General features: G+C 70.5%; 11 protein-coding genes. 4 read left to right on the top strand and 7 right to left on the bottom strand.

Annotation, left to right across the window (positions count from 1 at the left end):
• The first annotated feature begins 118 nt into the window (after positions 1-118).
• Genes F5X71_RS13915 through F5X71_RS13900 form a run of 4 tightly spaced genes read left to right on the top strand, consistent with a single transcriptional unit; the run spans position 119 to position 7,137 of the window.
• Complete coding sequence (locus tag F5X71_RS13915) at positions 119-1,330, top strand: nucleotide disphospho-sugar-binding domain-containing protein (protein ID WP_167462321.1); 1,212 nt, start codon at positions 119-121, stop codon at positions 1,328-1,330.
• On the top strand, positions 1,327-2,628 hold the full coding sequence (locus F5X71_RS13910) for a condensation domain-containing protein (RefSeq protein WP_167462320.1): 1,302 nt from the start codon (positions 1,327-1,329) through the stop codon (positions 2,626-2,628). Before F5X71_RS13915 ends, F5X71_RS13910 begins: the two co-directional genes overlap by 4 nt.
• Positions 2,612-3,511 (top strand): arylamine N-acetyltransferase family protein, encoded by a 900-nt coding sequence (locus F5X71_RS13905; protein WP_167462319.1) that lies wholly within the window; start codon positions 2,612-2,614, stop codon positions 3,509-3,511. The genes F5X71_RS13910 and F5X71_RS13905 overlap by 17 nt, the downstream gene beginning before the upstream one ends.
• On the top strand, positions 3,508-7,137 hold the full coding sequence (locus F5X71_RS13900; protein ID WP_167462318.1) for an SDR family NAD(P)-dependent oxidoreductase: 3,630 nt from the start codon (positions 3,508-3,510) through the stop codon (positions 7,135-7,137). Before F5X71_RS13905 ends, F5X71_RS13900 begins: the two co-directional genes overlap by 4 nt.
• Here the strand turns inward: F5X71_RS13900 and F5X71_RS13895 are convergent.
• From F5X71_RS13895 to F5X71_RS13865, 7 genes are all read right to left on the bottom strand, one after another.
• On the bottom strand, positions 7,134-8,918 hold the full coding sequence (locus tag F5X71_RS13895; RefSeq protein ID WP_167462317.1) for an AfsR/SARP family transcriptional regulator: 1,785 nt from the start codon (positions 8,916-8,918) through the stop codon (positions 7,134-7,136). The two genes, F5X71_RS13900 and F5X71_RS13895, sit on opposite strands and share 4 nt — an antisense overlap.
• 243 nt (positions 8,919-9,161) lie before the next feature.
• The gene (locus tag F5X71_RS13890) at positions 9,162-10,004 is read right to left on the bottom strand and encodes a hypothetical protein (protein WP_167462316.1); all 843 of its coding nucleotides are present in this window, start codon (positions 10,002-10,004) and stop codon (positions 9,162-9,164) included.
• Positions 10,005-10,134: 130 nt separating this feature from the next.
• On the bottom strand, positions 10,135-11,289 hold the full coding sequence (locus F5X71_RS13885) for a glycosyltransferase (RefSeq protein WP_167462315.1): 1,155 nt from the start codon (positions 11,287-11,289) through the stop codon (positions 10,135-10,137).
• Complete coding sequence (locus F5X71_RS13880; RefSeq protein WP_167462314.1) at positions 11,286-12,650, bottom strand: glutamate-1-semialdehyde 2,1-aminomutase; 1,365 nt, start codon at positions 12,648-12,650, stop codon at positions 11,286-11,288. The genes F5X71_RS13885 and F5X71_RS13880 overlap by 4 nt, the downstream gene beginning before the upstream one ends.
• Positions 12,651-12,667: 17 nt before the next feature.
• Positions 12,668-14,023, bottom strand: coding sequence for a glycosyl hydrolase family 28-related protein (locus tag F5X71_RS13875; protein WP_167462313.1), 1,356 nt, complete (start codon positions 14,021-14,023; stop codon positions 12,668-12,670).
• Positions 14,020-15,357: a Wzz/FepE/Etk N-terminal domain-containing protein gene (locus F5X71_RS13870; RefSeq protein ID WP_167462312.1), complete on the bottom strand. Its 1,338-nt coding sequence runs from the start codon at positions 15,355-15,357 to the stop codon at positions 14,020-14,022. The genes F5X71_RS13875 and F5X71_RS13870 overlap by 4 nt, the downstream gene beginning before the upstream one ends.
• Positions 15,348-16,730 (bottom strand): hypothetical protein, encoded by a 1,383-nt coding sequence (locus tag F5X71_RS13865; protein ID WP_167462311.1) that lies wholly within the window; start codon positions 16,728-16,730, stop codon positions 15,348-15,350. The genes F5X71_RS13870 and F5X71_RS13865 overlap by 10 nt, the downstream gene beginning before the upstream one ends.
• Between the last annotated feature and the right edge of the window lie 29 nt (positions 16,731-16,759).

The raw sequence follows: 16,759 nt of genomic DNA, 5'->3' as shown, positions 1-16,759 counted from the left end.
ACTCGACCGGGCCGCCGCCGATCTCGCGTCGACGGGTACGCACAGCGGTGCTGGAGTGATCTTCGAGCGGGCCCGTGGACGCTGTGCGCACCGACTCTCTCTCGGACGGAGGCCAAGGATGCGCGTCCTGCTGGCGACGTGGAACATGCCGGGCCACCTGTACCCGATGGTGCCGCTCGGCTGGGCATTACGCGCCAGCGGCCACGACGTCGTGGTGGTGAGCAACCCGGATCTGGTGCCCGCGATCGTCGGCGCGGGTCTGCCCGCGCTGGGTGCGGGCCCGGATTTCGACTCCTACGCCCGGCTGCGCGAAGAACTCGAGCGCCGCTCGTGGAAGCCGGCCGCGCCGGAACCGACCTCTGATCCGGCGGTCGCCGCGGAGCGGGCCCGGCGTCGACGGCTCAACGGCTTTCGGCTCGCCGCGGCCGCCGCTCAGGCGCAGGCGCCCGACGCGGTGGCGTTCGCCCGGCGCTGGCGGCCGGATCTGGTCGTCTTCGAGCCCGCGGGTTTCGTCGGCCCGCTGATCGGCACGCTGCTCGACGTACCGACCGTGCGGCACCTGTGGAGCATCGACTTCACCGCGCCCATCGCGGAATTCGAGGAGGATCTCGTCGCCGAGCTCGCCGCGCCCTACGGCCTGACCCGCATCGGGGTGAACGGCGATCGCACCCTCGATCCCGCGCCGACCCGGCTGCAGGTCGCGGATCGGCAAGTGCGCGACCCGATCCGCTTCGTGCCCTACAACGGTCCCGCGGTGCTCGAACCGTGGCTGCTCGAGCCGCCCGCCCGGCCACGGGTAGGCATCACCTGGGGTACCTCGCAGAGCAGGCTGGGCTTCGATCACATGGTGCTCGCGCCGCGGGTGGTGCGCGCGCTCGCCCGCCACGACGTGGAGCTGGCCGTCGCGGTCACCGAGGACCAGCGCAGGCTGTTCGAGCACGTGCCCGACAACGTGGTGCATCTCGGCCCCGCGCCGCTGCATCAACTCGCCTCGACCTGCTCGGTGCTGGTGGACCAGGGCGGCGCGGGCGGCGTGCTCACCGCCCTGGTGAACGGCCTTCCACAGCTCGTCATTTCGCAGATGCCCGACGAGGTCTTCCACGGCCACCGGGTGCACGACAGCGGCGCCGGATTGAACCTGCCCGGTGGCGAGCTCGCCGACGCCGACATCGCGGCGGCGGTTGATCGGTTGCTCGACGACGAATTCCGCACCGCGGCGGGCGAATTACGGGCCGATATGCTCGCCAGGCCGACACCGCTCGCGGTGGTCGAGCAGTTGGAGCGGCTGGCGCGCGACGGTGTGCCCGAGTCCGCGGACGCCGCCCGATGACCGAGACCGACACCTCGGGCCCGCACTGGCTGGCCGGGCTCCCGGTACCGCAGTGGCGATTCTGGTACCGCGAGCAGAAGCAGCCCGGCTATCGCGACGGCATCGACACCTTCGCCTTCCTGATCACCGGCGACCTCTCCGCCGAGGCACTGGATCGAGCGTTGCGCTGGGTGGTCGCGAGCCATACCGCGTTGCGCACCAAGATAATCCGGGTCGGCCAGCGCGGCACCAGGATCGAGGTGGTCGCACCGGAGGCGACACCCTCGGTGCTCACGGTGCGCCACGACACGCCCGCACCCGACTCGGCACAGGTCCGCGCGTTCGTGGCCGAACCGTTCGACCTGGCCACCGAACTGCCGATCCGCGCGCTGCTGTGCACCGACGGCGGCACGCGGCAGCTCTTGGTGGTGAGCGTGCACCACACCGCCTTCGACGGCTGGTCGGCGATCGTACTGTTCGACGGACTCGGTTCGGCCTACACGCGCGAACTCGCCGGCGCGCCCGCGCCGCTGCCGACACCGACCGACTTCCGGGCCAGCTGGGCCGAACAGGAGCGCGCAACTGGGCCGGACGAGCGGGACGAACTGTTGCGCTGGGGGCGGCAGCTCGTCGGGGTGCCGGATCTGCCGCTCCCACAACCGCCGACAGCGACGGATCAGCTCAGCACCGGAGCGGTGGACGAGCTGTGGTTCGACCTGCCGGACACGGCGTTTCGCAATATCGGCAGCACCACCCCGAGCATGGTCATGCTCGCCGCGTGGGCACGGGCGCTGCGCACCCACACCGGCGCTGACGATTTCGCGATCGGCGTGCCGGTGAACGGACGGTCCGCCGAGTCGAGCATCGACGCGGTGGGGTGTTTCGCCTCGGCGATCGCGCTGCGATTCCGGCGCAGCGAGGACGACCATCCGCGCACCGACCTCGCCACCGCGACCACCGGACTGCTGCGCGCGATGGACTACCAGTTCATGCCGCTCGAGCAGATCCTCCGGCTCGACCCGCACCGCGATCCCCGGCGGATGCCGTTCTGCCAGGCCGGATTCGTCGTGCAGACCGGCGCGAGTGTCACCCTGGCACTCGCCGAGACCCAGGTCGAATACCTGCATCGGCCCAAAACGGAGTCCTCGTACGAGTTGACCCTCGAGGTGTGGTCCGGCGCGCGGCCGAGGGGTCGACTCTGGTATCGCACCGACATCCTGGCCCCGGATCACGTCGCGACGCTGCGCGATCTGTGGCTCACCGAATTGTCCCACTGCACCGACGCGTTACGGGAGGTCGAGCATGTCCGCGGTCACTGACGACCCACGGATCGGCGCCTACCTCGACAGGCTCGGCTTCGCTACCGCGCCCGCCCCTTCCCCCGCGGCGCTCGACGCCTTGCACGCCGCCCATACCGCGCGGATTCCGTTCGAAACGCTCTGGCACACACCGTCCATCGCGGTAGACGATGCGGTCGACCGCATCGTCGAGCAGGGGCTCGGCGGCATCTGCTACCACCTCAACGGCGCGTTCGGCTGGCTGCTCGACCGGCTCGGCTTCGACGTGCGGCTGCGTCCGGCGGCGACCCAGAGCCGGTTCGCCGCGAGCGCCCAGCCACCCACCGGCACGCACGTCGTGCTCACCGTCGACAACCTGCCCGCGACCGACAACCCGGAGGGGCGCTGGCTACTCGATGTCGGTGCGGGCGAGGGCTTCTCGCGTCCGCTGCCGCTCGTCGCGGGCGACTATCCGCGCGGCGAGTTCCGCTATCGGCTGCGACCGTCGCAGCTCGACCCGCGCTGGTGGCGCTTCGACTACGACCGGCACGAGTCCTGCCGCGGCGTCGATTTCGCGCTGACCGAGGTGGATCACGCCGAGCTGGCCGAGATCTACACCCGCATGGCCGAAACCGACATGGCGATCTTCTTCCGCTACGGCTGGGTGAAGCGGCACGACCAGAGCGGTTTCGACGAGTTGATCGGCACCCAGCTGTCGAAGGTCACCGCGGCGGGCCGCGCCATCCGCACCATCGGCGACCAGGACGACTATTTCGACACGTTGGCCACGGTCTTTCGGCTGCGCGTCCCCGACGATCCCGCGGCACGGGCGGCGTTGTGGCAGCGCGTGGTCACGGAGTGGTCGGCCCAGCGTTTCCGGGACGACTGGGCACCGGCTCGCGCCGACGCCGACGCGGCCCGATGAGCACGGCGTTCGTCCAGCAGATCTTCGCCAGGCCCGACGTGCTGGACTGCCTCGCGCTGCCCGCCGCCGTGCCCGGCGAATTCCAGGTCTACGTCGTGCCTTCCGCCGATGCAGACCCGCTCGCGCTGCAGCGGGAACTGGGCCGCACGCCGGGGATCACGGTGCGGGTGCTGCGGCGGATTCCCCGGCTGCCCGACGGCGCACCCGACCGCGCGGCACTGCCGCGGGCGCAGACCGCCGACGACTGGGTGCCCGTGCGTTATCCGCTCGGGCACCGGCGGGTGGTCGTCGCGCGACCGGAGCACGACGACGATGGCGCGCCCCAGACGATCCGTCGCCTCGCCCAGGCGGCCGGGCCCGAACTCGTTGTCACCCGGTCGGACCCGCGCACCCTCCCGGAGGCGCTGCTGGCGGCGGCCACCACCGGACATTGCGTGGTGACCGTCGGGCCCGCCGGCGACACCCGGCTGCCTTACGACCGGCTGCTCGAACGCGGACTGTGCCTGGCCGCCGGACTGGCCCGGCGCAGCATGCTGCCCGGCGCGAAAGTCGTACTGGCGCTGAGCGATCTGGCCGATTACGTGGTGGCGGTGTGGGGTTGCCTGCTCGGCGGCTTCGTCCCGGTCACCGCAGTGGAGCCGGCCGGCGACGACCCCGGCGCGCTCGTCGCACTGTCCGAGCGCCTCTCCGGCGCACCGATCGTCACCTCCGCCGAACTCGCGGCCCGACTGGACGGCGCCGCCACGGTCGCCGAATTGTGCACGGCGGCACCGCTGCGCGCCGACGACGTGCACACGCCCGACCCGGACGACGTCGCGGTGCTGGTGCTCTCCTCCGGTAGTACCGGACGCCCCAAACTGATTCAGCTCACCCATCGGGCGATCGTCGAGAACGCGCTGGCGGCCCGCCAGGTCGACCTGATCCGCAGCGGTGAGACCAGCCTGAACTGGCTGCCCTTCGATCACGCCCCCGCCCTGGTCATGTACCTGCTGCGGGACGCGGTGCTCGGCTGCACGAGCGTGCACGCGCGCACCGACTACATCACCGCCGCGCCGTTGCGCTGGCTCGATCTGCTGCAACGGTATCGGGTCGCGCACACCTGGTCGGCCAACTTCGGCTACCGGATGCTGACCGCGGCGCTCGCGCGAGCGCCGCAGCGCCGGTGGGACCTGTCGACACTGCGCACCCTGCTCAACGCGGGCGAACAGTGCATCCCGGCGGTGGTCACCGAATTCCTTGCGGAGATGGCGCGTTTCGGGGTATCGGCGGCGAGCTTCGTGCACATGTGGGGCATGGCGGAAACCGCGACGGCCGCCTCGTGCGCCTACTTCGACGCCGCGGACAACGTGGTGACCCATCACGGCATCGACTACGTCAGTATGGGCGCACCCGCACCGGGCAGCCGGTTGCGCATCGTCGACGAAACCCTGCGCCCTCTGGACGAATACACGATCGGACGCCTGCAAGTATGCGGCAGCCGGGTGACGCCGGGGTATCTGGACAGCCCAGCGGCCAATGCCGCCGCGTTCACCGACGACGGCTGGCTCGACACCGGTGACCTGGCGTTCCTCGCCGACGGCAAGCTCGTGATCACCGGCCGGGCGAAGGACGTGGTGGTGGTCAACGGCGCGAAATACCACAGCCACACCATCGAAGAGCTCGTGCACGAGATCGACGGCGTCCGGCGCGGCTGCGTCGCCGCGGTGGGTGTCGCCGATCCCGAGCTCGGCACCGAACTGCTCGGAATCTGTTACGTGCCCGTCGATTCCGGTGCGCAACAGCACACCGCCGCGCGGATCACCGCGACGGTCGGCGAGCGGCTCGGCCTGCCGGTCGGCGTCATCGCCGCCGTCCCCGCGGCCGAGTTCCCGCGCACCACCGGCGGCAAGGTCCAGCGCGCGGTGCTGGCCCGCAGGCTGGCCGACGGCGAACTCGCCGCGTACGTCGTCAGCGACGGCTCGTCCGGCACCACCCCCGACTGCGTCTATGTGACCCGCTGGGGACCGGTGCCGCCGTCGCCGCGGCAGCACACCGGCCTACGCGGCCCCGTCGTGCTGTTCGCCGACGAATCCGGTGTCGCGGCGGAATTCGCCAGGCAGGTGCCTGGTCGATACCTGTTCGTCCGGAAGGGCGCGGCCTTCGGCCGCACCGAGGACGGCTACGTCATCGACCCGGAGCTCGACGAGCACTGGGCGGTGGTCCGTGCCGAGCTCGGCACGCCGCAGACGGCTCTCTACCTGTGGAGCCTCGCGCCCGAAACAGAGTCGAGCACAAAGCATCTGATCAGCGCGATCCAATGCTGCACGCAGGACGGCTCGGTGCCGCGGCTGATCACGGTGAGCCGCGGTGCGCACGTGCTCACCGGCACCGAATCCGGCACGGTCGCGGCGGCCGCCGCCGCGGCCGTCACCGCGGTCTACCGCCAGGAGTATCCCGGCAGCGAGGCCGTGCACATCGATCTGGCCGAGACCGCACCGGAACACACCGCGGCCGACTTGGCCGCCGCGCTCGCCGATCACAGCACCGCCTACCCGGAACTCGCCTGGCGACAGGGCCGTCCGTACCTGCCCGCGCTGACCAAGATCGACGCACCGGTCAGCGCGCCGAGTTCGCTGCGCGCGCAGGGCCGCTATGTCGTGTTCGGCGGCACGGGCGGCATCGGCACCGAACTGGTGCGCAGCCTCGTCGCCACCTGGCGCGCCCAGGTGCTCGTCATCGGCCGCCGCTCCATCGACTCGACGGAAAACGCTGTGTGGCACCGCGATACACGCAACGACGCGCAGGTCGAGTACGCGGCGGTCGATCTCCGCGACGACGCCGCCGTGCGCGCCGCGGTCGCCGGTGCCGAGGCCCGGTGGGGCGCACCGCTGGACGGCATCGTCCACCTGGCGGGCGAGTACCGCCTGCGGCCGTTGCGCGCGGAGCAGGCCGCGGACTGGGACCTCACCACCACCGGCCACCTCCGTGGCCTGGTGATCGCCGCGGAACTGCTCCGGCAACGGCCCGGCGCCCACCTGATCATCGGTTCCTCGTTGATGGGCGAGTTCCCCGCGGCAGGCTGCGCCGCCTACGCCGCGACCAACGCGATCTCCCGCGCGCTCACCACGCAGCTGCGCCGCGGGGACCGCACACCGATCACCCGGCTCGCCTGGAGCCTCTGGCGCGCAACGGGTGTCAACGCGGGCAATCGTTACGAGGCCGCCGCGGCGGCACGCGGCTTCCTCGCGATGCGGCCCGGCGACGCGGTCGGGCTGACCATGGAGACGCTGTGCCGCCCGCCCGGCGACTACCAGATCGGCATCGACCGGCGCGGCACCGATGTCCGTGCACTCATCGACGACACCCGCGACCTGGCATTGACCGAGCCGGCGGCGGCGACACCGCGCGCCGATCTCACACCGGCGGCCGCGACGACCCTCACACACATGATCCAGGCACTGGACGGATTCACCGGACTACCGCTGTCCGCGCACACCCCCCTCAGTGCTCTCGGCCGCACCTCGGTGCAGATGGTGCAGGTGCACGCCCGGCTCGAGGGTGCGCTCGACACCGCGATTCCGCATGAGATGTTCTTCGCCGCAACTACTCTCGGCGCCCTGGCGGGCGCGTTGCACGCGGGCCGTTAACAAGCCTCGGTATTCGGTCCGGCCACTTCGGCCACATAGCAGGCGACGAGATCGGGAATGTCGAAGCTGTCCACGCCGACGACACCCCAATTGCAGCGCACCAGCCCGTTCTGGAGCAACTGCTCGATCGCGCTGTCCGCCGACCACTGTCCCGGCGCGCACAACTGTTCTGCCCTGGTCATGGTGAGCGTGCGCGACCCCGCTGCCACCGCGGCGTTGAGCAGCGCCCGCGCGGGCGCGTCCAACTCGCGGTAGCCGGTCGACACCGTGCGGGTCATGCTCCAGTCGAGGAACTCCAGCTGGTGCAGGCGGCGCCGGGGATCGGCGAGCCGATCGGCGAGCATGGCCAGCGACAGCAAACGGTTGGTCGCCAATTTCGCGCCGACAATACGCAACGCCAGCGGGTTTCGATCGCAGTAGGCGATGATGCGTTCCGCGGCTTCGGTTTCCGCGCTCATCCGGTCCGGACCGATGATCGCGGAAAGAATTTCGTTGCTCTGCCCCAAGTCTGGCGCCTCGAGTTCGATCGGCGTCGCGCCTTCGATACCCGCGACCGCGCGAAATGTTCCGGTGATCAATACCGCGCTACCGGGACCGCCCGCGAGCAATTGCCGGACCTGACCACGGGTGGTGACATTGTCGAGCACGATGAGCACGCGGCGACCCGCCGCCCAACTGCGGAACAACTCGGCCCGCTCGTCCAGTTCGTCGGGCAAATGCCCAGCGGCGAATCCCACCGCACGCAGAAACCGCCCCAGAATTCGGAACGAACCGTGGGTGCCTTCCCGAAAGTCCACATAGAGCTGACCGTCCGGGAAATGGCTGCGCACGGAGTGCCCCGCGTGGATCGCCAACGCCGATTTCCCGACGCCGGGCCCGCCGGTGACGGTGACCACCGCGGCGGTCACGGCCACATCGCTGGTCAGCAGTTCGGTGAGGCGTTTCGTTTCGTCGGCACGACCGGAGAAGTCGGACAGATCCCTCGGCAATTGCGCGGGCGCCACGGCCGTGCGGACCTCGGCGGTGGCCTGTTCCGGTGCGCCGTCGAGCAATCCGCGCTGCAGGTCCTGGATCGCGGCGGACGGTTCGATGCCCAACTCCGCACTCAGGTTGGAACGCAGCAGGTGGTACACCTCGAGCGCCTCCGACCTGCGGCCACAGCGGTGCAGGCAGGTCATCAGGTTGCCGTGCAGCCCTTCGTGATAGGGATGCTCGCCGCACAGCAACTTCAGCTCGCCGATCAGGTCCCTGTGGTGGCCCAGGCGCATCCGCGCCTCCACCCGCAACTGCGTGACCTGCAACAACGATTCGCGCAACCGGTTGATCTCCGGCTCAAGGATCGGGCCGGCGCAGATGTCGTACAGCGGCGTTCCGGTGCACAGCGCCGCGGCGTTCGAGGCGGACTGCAAGGCCTCCACCACGGCGCCGTCGGACAGTTGATCCCTGGCCCGCTCGGCGAGCTGCTCGAACGCGGCGATATCGAGTTCGTGATCGGCCAGCCGGATCTCGTATCCGAGCGGATGCCAGCGCAGCACGTCGCGCCCGTTGGCGCCGTGCGCCTGCAACAGTTTTCGCAGTTGGTAGACGTAGGTTTGCAAGGTGGCGAGCGCGCTGACGGGCGCCTCGTCGTTCCACAGTTCTTCCACCAGCACGCCGGTGGGCACGATTCTGTTTCGCCGGACCGCGAGCAGCGCGAGCAGACTCCGCAACTTCGGCGCGGTCGGTGTAATCTCACCATCGTCCACGGTGACTTGCAGTCTGCCGAGCGTTGAGACGAACATCCAAACTCCTGGATCTTCCGGCAAATCCCATTGAATCCTGATAGTTAGCCCCGCTCAGCACATTCGAACATGCGGGCAGTTGGACGACTACCAGCAAATCGGACAATGTGACGCGGATTACACCCTTGATTCCGGAAATTTGCTAACGCGATAGCAATCGAATCAGAAGAACATATAAGCGGTCTCGCGCACGCCCGGGATAAATCAGACAATCCATACAACCGCGACGTTCGACGGCGGTTCTCACGGCACGGATTCCACCGCTCGCTGGGTGCGCGGGTCGTCGCGACCGAGCACCCGTACGCAATCAGCTACCAATTCGACGTGCAATCGCGCCCACAGTGCGCGGTCCGCCGTGTCGCCGGTCTCGAACAAGCTGGTCACGTGGTCGGTCCTGCTGCGCAGCGTGTCCGGATGCGTCGCGCCGAGCAGCCGGGTGCGATCGGCGGCCAGCGCGGCGTAATGCCGGGCTTCGGGCACATGAGCACCGAACTCGCAGTAGTCGGCGGCTTCCTGCTCCCAGCAGGTCAGCGTGTCGGGATGGCCGGGGCCGAGCAGCCGCGCGTGGTCGGCGACCAGCTCGGCCCACTGCCGCGCGCGGGTTTCCGGCTCGCCCGCGCCGGCAAGTTCATAGTGCCGCCAAGTACGTGCCAGCAGGAGCCGACGCAGTCGCAACGTTTCCGGATCGGCCGGACCGAGGATGCCGCACTGCCGCTCGACCAGCGACGCGAGCGTGCGCACCGCGGCGGGCGCCTCCGCGTCGGACTCGATCCGCTCGACCGCCCGCACGGCCCGCACCGCGATGCTCACCCGATGGTCGGCGCCAAGCACCCGCAGGCACACCCGTTCCAGGGCGGTCGCGTCGTCGAGCACCTCGCCGAGGTGCTGATCCGCGCAGTAGTCGAGCAAATCAGCCCGTGCCGCCAAGGTCTCCGGATGCTCCGGACCCACGGCCGCGTTCGACGCCGCCACCACCGCCACGCGCCGCGCCCGCTCCCGCTCGACGGCGGCCGCGCGGCGCTCGTCGTACGCGTCGGATTCCGCCTCCGACCACCGCACCGTGTCCACCCACCGCACCGTGTCCACCGCACCTCCCGCCCGCGATGGTAGCGATCACGCCGCGCCCCGGGCGACCGCATTGCGGCGGCCCAGTTCGCCGCCTCAGTCGTGCGGGAAGACGCGTATGTGCCGATCGATCCGCCGACAGCGGCGACCGTCAGCCGCGCGGGTCGCGCTCCCGATCGAGGGTGCGGGCCACCGCGTCGGCGAGGCGAGCACGGAACGCCGCGGGCGAGAACGTGGTCGCGTGCGCCCGGATCGCGACGGAATCGTAAGCGGCGGAATCGAATTCCCGCATCCGGCGAGCGAGCCCGGTGACCACCAACTCGTCCTCGCCCGCCGCGAGATACTCGCCGGTGGCGCCGGGCAGCACGGTGTCGAGCGCACCGCCCGCACCGACCGCGAGTACCGGTGTGCCGCACGCCATCGCCTCCACCGGGACGATGCCGAAATCCTCCACCCCCGGCATGAGCAGCGCCCGACAACGGCGATAGCAGTCAAGCAGCACCGCGTCGGAGGCCGCGCCGAGGAACGTGGTCTCGGGTCCGGCGATGGACTCGAGGTACGGGCGATGTCTGCCCTCCCCCAGGACGACCAAGCGCCGGCCCGCGCGCTGCGCCGCCTTGATGGCGAGGTCGGCCCGCTTGTAGGGCACCAGACGGCCGGCGAACAAGAAGAAGTTCTCGCGAGGCAGCCCGGCGTCCGGGGTGAAACGGTCGATGCGCACCGGCGGATTGACCACGGCGGCGGACAGACCCCACCACTCGCGCACCCGCTCGGCGACCGCGTGCGAGTTGGCGATCACCCGCGTCAACCGCGGCGCGGCGCGCAGTTCCGCGCGCCGCGCGACCCGGCCGAGACCGGCCAGAGCGAGTTGACCCGCTCGACCGCCGGCCTCCTGCGCCCGGAAGGCGTCGTCCCACGCCCAGCGCGCCGGACTGTGCACGTACGCGACTACCGGTGCGTCCGTGGCGAACACGGCCTGGGTGGCGAACGCGTGATGGCTCACGACCACCGCGTCGAACCGCCCGGCCAGCGGTAGCCGACGCAGCGCCCGTGGCACGAACGGCAGCAGCGGCGCGTGCGCGCGGGCGCCGAGCACCGCGTGCGCCCGGCTGAGCCAGCTGTCCTGGATCGAATCGAGCTGTCCCACACCGCATTGCGCCGCCAGAGCGCCGTACCCCGCCGTACTGACGATCGGGGCGAACACCGCGGCGCCGGGCCAGGTGCGCAGGAATTCCGCGACCACCGCCTCGGACCCGCCGTATTCGGTGAAGCGCTCGTGGACGAGCGCGACGCGCGGCGCAGTCACGGGTGCTCCGGCACGGTCGCGGGCACGGCCGGGACCGCCCGTGGCGCGGCTCGGCGCCGCAGCGCGGGCGCGACCGGACGTCCGCTCAAAAGCCCTGCGACACTTCCCTGTTCGAGCGCTCGCCGGTACACGATCGCGGCTTCCCGGCAGGCGGCGACGGTCTGGTCGATATCGGCGGCGGTGTGCGCCGCCGAGGTGACGAACGATTGCCCGAGCACCCCACGCGCGAGCAACTCCTGCAGGAACAAGGTCCGAAACGCTTGTGACGGCCTGCCCTGCGCATCCTTGGTCGAGTAGATCAGGCACGACGGTCGGCCAACGACGCTCAGGTGCTCCGCGATACCCAGCTCCGCGGCAATGGCATTCACCGCCACGGCCAGGCGCTGCCCGGCCCGTTCCATCCGGCCGATCGGATCGGTGTCCGCGTAGGCGCGAACCACCGCGCGAAACGCCGCCAGGCCGACCGATTCCGGGCCGTGCGTGGTGGAGAGCAGAAATACCCGGTCCCGGTCGGTGCGCAGGCCACCGAGCTCCATGTACTCGCGTTTGCCTGCCAGCGCCGAGATCGGGAACCCGTTGCCCATCGCCTTGCCCCAGCACGAGAGGTCAGGGCGCACGCCGTACACCTGTTGCGCCCCACCGGCCGACCAGCGGAAGCCGGTGATCATCTCGTCGAACACCAACAGCGCACCGTATCGGTCGCACAGCGCGCGCACGCCCGGCAGATACCCGGCCTCGGGTTCGGCCAGCGCGGTCGCCGCCTCCAGCACCACGCACGCCACCGGTACCGCTGCCAGCACGTCGGCCAGCGCGCCGAGGTCGTTGTACGGGAACTTCACCGTGGCGGTGTCATCGATGCCGCTGTCCATCTCGGTGGTGCCGATGAACCAGTCGTCGACGGAGAAGAACGGCTGATCGCACACCGCGACGACCGCGCGTCCGGTGGCGGCGCGAGCCAGCCGGACCGCGGCGGTCGTGGCGTCGGAGCCGTTCTTGGCGAACTTGACCATGTCCGCGCCGGGCACCAGGGACAGGAAATCTTCGGCGGCAAGCAATTCCAGCTCGGTGGGCCGGGAGAAGTTCACCCCGTCGGCGATCGCGGCGCGCACCGCGTCGACCACCGGCCGATAACCGTGCCCGAGCGTCACCGAGCGCAAACCCATGCCGTACTCGACGTATTCGTTGCCGTCGCTGTCATGGACCCGGCAGCCGCTGCCGCGCACCAGGATCGGTGCCATGTGCTCCGGATACTGGTCGGCGCCGCGCGCATAGGTGTGCGCGCCACCGGGGATCAGCTCGTGCAATCGGGCTTGGATGCCGTTGCTACGAGCGAAGTCACGTCCACTGTCGACACCGGTCACACCCGTTTCCTCGTTCCTCATCTCGTCGGCCGCTCGCTGCCGAGCGGTGCGGCGCTCAGCGCGCCACTGGGCGAGACCGTCAGCCGCCAGTACCCGCCGTCGGCGTCCTTCAGCACGACACCGCCCTCGACCCGATCCGACAGCCAAGCGCCGCTGGACAGCACCGACGCCAGCACCGCACCGTCGGCGGCCTGCACCTGGAGGACGTCGGTGTCCGGGCGGCCCGCCTGTGCCACCGTGGTCCCGGCCAAGCGCGCGCTGAGCATCCGGTCGCGCCCGATCACCTGCCAGCCGCCGGGGAAGATCGCGGGATCGAGGTCGCGCGCCGAGCTCGAGATCAGGCTCACCGCGGCGCCTTCCGGGCATCCCTGCCAGTCGATCCGCAGCTCGGTGGGCGGCTTGTCCAGGTCCGCGTCGAACTGCACGTTCGCCAGGTACGGCTGGCGGCAATAGATCAGGTCCACGCACAGGGTCCTGGCCGCGATCTTGCAGTTGACCAGACCGAACTGCGCGGGCCCGCCGTGCTCGCGGTGCCCGATCGACAGCGCCGTGTCGGCGCCCTCGAACCAGACGTTGGTCAGCCACCAGGCGTTGGCCGCGCCGTCGACGACCAGGTGCCGGTCGGTGGTGCGCGGATCGTTGTCGGAGACGAATTCGACGTTGCTCAAGGCCAATCCGGCATTGTGATCGCCACCGGTGCCGAGCACGCTGATCCGGTTGCTGGTGAATTTCGATGAGGTCACGTAGTTCTGGATGCACGAGGTCACCAGCCCGTACCCGAAATTGTTGATGTCGCAGTTGACGAACGCGGTGCCACCGGTGTTCTGGTCGAGCACCACACCGCGCTGGTCGCGGTAGCGCGGATAGTTGGCGCTGAGATGGTTGCCGCGCAGTACCACCCCGTCGAACGAACACCGGAAGCATTGCGACAGCGACACGGCGGTGACGGCCGGGTCGGACACGAAGATGCCGAGCCGGGCGAAGCGCACCCGCTGGCGTCCGCGCAACGCGATGAGGGTTCCGCCGCCCGCGTAATTGATCATGCTCACGTCCCCGCCGTCGCCGAGAACCGCGGCATAGTCGGGCAATTCAGGCCACGACGTCACCCGGTACTGCCCGGCGGGCAGGTACAGCACCACGGGCCCGTCACCGACCGCGGCGGCGCGCGCGATCGCGGCGGTGTCGTCGGCCTTGCCGTCACCCACCGCGCCGAAGTCACGGACGTTGCGGGCCGCGGGCGCATCGGTCACCCGCGGCGAGCGGAACTGTTCGTCGGTGTCCGAGCGCGCGGCGCACGCCGCCAGGGGCAGCGCGGCGGCCGCGCCGAGCGAACCCGCCAGCAGGCGACGACGATTCACCGGGTCGTCGGTCATATCCGCAACCTCCGGTACAGCGGCCGGTCGTCCGGCCGGGACACCGCGATGACGCCGACCAGGGCGGTGCCCGCGGCGCCGAAGGTCGCCAGCGCGCCGCGGATCTCGCCCGCGGTACTGGTGCCTAGTTCGACGACACCGAGCGTCGCGTCACCGCGCGGGGCGATCGACAGCACGTCCGCGGCCGCGGCGACCGGTGCCGCCTCGACCACCACATGGTCGAAATCCGAGCGCAGGTCGGCCAGGATCGCCCCGAAACGCTCGGTGGCCAGCGCGTCCGGCGTGCCGGGATCGGGCGAACCCAGCGGCAGGATCTCGATGCCGTCGTCGGGCAGGCGCACCACCGCGTCGCCCACCCCGGCCCCGCCGCGCAGCAGTTCGGCGAGCCCGGGACCGGTGTGCGCGAGCAGGCCACCGGAGCTGCCCGCACCGGTGGTGTCGGCGTCGACGAGCACCACCCTGGCGCCGACGGCGGCAAGCGAGCGGGCCAACCGCGCGGCGACATCGGGTGCCGAGCGCGTGGAAAGACTGGTCAGCACAATCGTTTTCGGACTCTTGTCGGCGGTGTCGCCGGTCAGCCTGGCGCGCAGCCGCCGGATCTCCCCCGCCTCGCCGGGCAGCCCGATATCGAGAATCGCCAGAATCGGCACCGACGGCGGCTCGGCCGCATCCGCACCTTGCGGCCGAAGTGGTTGCGCGAGTATCTCTTCCAACTGGTTCGAGGTGCGCAGCCTGCGGTCGAGGCGATCCCGCAGCAGGGCCGCCGCACCGCCGAGCACGACACCGGCGCACAGTCCGAGCGCGAGCAGCCGGGTCCGCGGCGGCCCGGCCGGCGCGGCGGGCAGCAGCGCCCGATCCACCACCGCGACGCGGGCGGCGGGCGCCGCGCCGAGTTCGGTGGTCTCCAATTCGTCAACCAGCCGCCGGAATTGCGCCACCACAGCATCGGCGAGATCGCGCGCCTCCGCCGCGGTGGCGGCGCTGACGGTGGCGACGAGCACGGCGGTCGCGGGCGGCGAACTCGCGGTGATCCGGCCGCGCAGCTCGCCGACGCTCGACCGCAGCCCGCGCTCGGCGATGACCCGCTCGGCGACGGTGGCACTGGTCAGCAGGTCCAGATACGACCGGACCCGCTGTTGCGCGGCGAGCCCACCCTGATACGAATCGTTCACCGAGGTGCCCGTCGACATCGAGACGTACATGCTGCTCGATGCCCGGTAGGTCACGGGAATCGTCTGTGCGTAGCCCGCCGCGGCGCACAGGCACACCAGCAGCACGGCCACGACGACGACCCAGCGCCGCCGCAGCGCCCGCGCGTACTCGATCACTCCCATTGCCCAGTCCTTTGTGTCACGGGGACAACGGATTCGGCCCGCTCCCACACTCGAGGCGCCGATACCTGCCCGCGCGCACCGCGGTACAGACCCACCAGCACAGAGATGAACCACACCAGCACGACGGCCTGGAGATACTTGCCGAGCATCTCCATGCTGCCGAGAATGCCGCGCTCGAAGATCACCGGAACCTCGATGAGCGCGAGGCCGAGCACGACCAGGGCGATATGCCGCGAATACAGCGCCCACGACCAGGAGGCCAAGAGCGCGAAGGTGAATCCGACACCCACCATGATTCCGGTGTAGCCGCCGAGCACGTAGCCTTCGCTGATGCCGCCCTCGGCCAGCGAGACCGACACCTGACTCATGTCCACCGACGCGCCGCGGACCTCGGTGGCCCACGCGGTACCGGAGCGCAGTTTCTCGGTGCCGAGCAATTGCGCGGGAATCAGGCTGCGCGCCGCGTTCTCGGCGGCCTCGCCCGGGGAAAGCCAGGAGCCGGGCGGGGTGTAGTACACGTCGGTCGCCGCCTCCAGCAGGTCGAATCGGCGCAGCACACTGAGCACGGGGCGCACCGCGGGCGGATACGCGGCATCGGTGGCCGCCGCGTCGGCCTTCGCCTGCCCGCCTTCCTTGAGCGATTGCAGCCAGCCGAAGCCGCCCATGCCGAGGACCGAGACCAGCAGTATGGCAACGATTTTCGACCTCGTCCAACCGCCGAGCGCGAACCGCACGCCGATCGCGAGCGCGGCGCCCATGATCGGGGTCTTGGATTCGACGGCCACCGTCCAGAGCAGCTCACCGGCCACCAGCAGGGCGACGGCCGCCACGGTGGCCTTGGCGGCGGGCATGCGGAGGAAGACGATCAAGCCGATCGCCCCGATCGTGCCGAGCATCGTCACGAAGGTCAGTGCCGGGCTGGCGGTTTCGATCTCACCCGCCTTGCCCGCGGTGCCGGTGGCGACCATCGCCACGCGCCCCAGTGTCCCGAGGCAGTACAGCACCCACAGGGTGGGCACGAAGTGCGGTTCGGCGACGATCGCGGCAGGCCCGGGCGAGCGGCGGCGCGACCAGATCGCGAACGCGACGGCGAGCACCGCGTACACCCACAACCCGAACACCACCGGCCGCAACACCATCGCGATGCCGTGCTCGTACCCGAGACGGGCCAGGCGCGGATCGGCGACATTGTCACCGAAGCTCGGCTCGGGCCGCACCCACAGCAGCACAGCGGGTCTGGCGAGATAGGACATCGCCCAGTAGAGCGCCTGCGCGATGAGCAACACCCGCGCGACGCCGGGGACGAACAGCGCGGCGAGCACCATGGTCGCCAGCGCCGCGGCGATCATGATCAACGCGGTGGTGGCGGTCATCGGCCACCGCCCGCGGCCATGCCGAACGA

It is taken from the genome of Nocardia brasiliensis (assembly GCF_011801125.1).
Lineage (GTDB): Bacteria > Actinomycetota > Actinomycetes > Mycobacteriales > Mycobacteriaceae > Nocardia > Nocardia brasiliensis_C.
This window is presented reverse-complemented; position numbering and strand designations above follow the sequence as displayed.